Annotated in this window: 1 protein-coding gene; it reads right to left on the bottom strand. The window is 66.0% G+C overall.

The features are described 5' to 3' along the window. Positions 1-9: 9 nt before the first annotated feature. A protein-coding gene (locus tag AB5S17_RS23420; protein WP_369243580.1) for an IS630 family transposase occupies positions 10-953 on the bottom strand; the annotation gives its coding sequence in 2 pieces (ribosomal slippage) (positions 10-621 and positions 623-953; 943 coding nt annotated over the 2 pieces). This gene is flagged as partial in the annotation.

Genomic DNA, 953 nt, shown 5'->3' with positions numbered 1-953 from the left:
TAGAGCGTTTCACGGTTTGACGGAAGCGTAGCCGGCGTTGGCGAAGTAGTTGGCGCATTCGGCGGGCTGGATGGTTTCCACCAGAGCGCCGATGCGGCGCCATGTGTCTTCGATGCTGCGTTCCTGGGCCAGCCGCATCCAGTGCTTGATCTTCGCGAAGGTCTGCTCGATCGGGTTCAGGTCGGGCGAGTAGGGCGGCAGATAATGCAGCCTTGCTCCGGCCGAACGGATCATCTGCCTGACGGCCGCCGATTTGTGGCTGCCGAGATTGTCCATGACGACGATGTCGCCCGGCTTCAGGGTCGGCAGGAGCACCTGCTCGACATAGGCCCGGAAGCAGGTGCCGTTGATAGGTCCGTCGAAGACGCAAGGGGCCGCAAGGCCGTCGTGGCGCAGCGCTCCGAGGAAGGTGAGCGTGCGCCAATGGCCATGCGGCGCAAAGCCGGGCAACCGCTTGCCCTTGGCTCCCCAGCCGCGCAGCGGCGCCATGTTCGTCTTGATCCAGGTTTCGTCGATGAACACCAGTCGCCGCGGATCGAGACCCGCCTGGCGGGATCGCCAGCGCCGGCGCCGGCGGGCAATATCGGCCCGGGCCTGCTCAAGGGCGTGCAGAGTTTTTTTTGAACCGCAGCCCCTCGCGGCGCAGGAACAGCCAGACGGCATTGTGCGACACCTTAACCCCACGCGCCGCCAGCTCGTCCTTCAGGCCGTGCAGCGTCAAATGCGGGATCGCCTCGATCCGCTCGATGATGAAGGCTCGGTGCGGCTCGAGCACAGGCCGGCGGTAATTGCCCATCCGCCGCGGTGCCACCGACCCGGTCTGCCGATAGCGCTGCGCCCACTTCACCGCCGACGACACCGCCACACCGAACCGCATGGCCGCAGACCGGCAGGTCTCCCCCGCCAGGATCGCCGACACCACCCGCTCGCGAAGATCATTGGAAAGAGGTCTG

It is taken from the genome of Jiella sp. M17.18, from assembly GCF_041027365.1.
Lineage (GTDB): Bacteria > Pseudomonadota > Alphaproteobacteria > Rhizobiales > Rhizobiaceae > VKMB-3413.
This window is presented reverse-complemented; position numbering and strand designations above follow the sequence as displayed.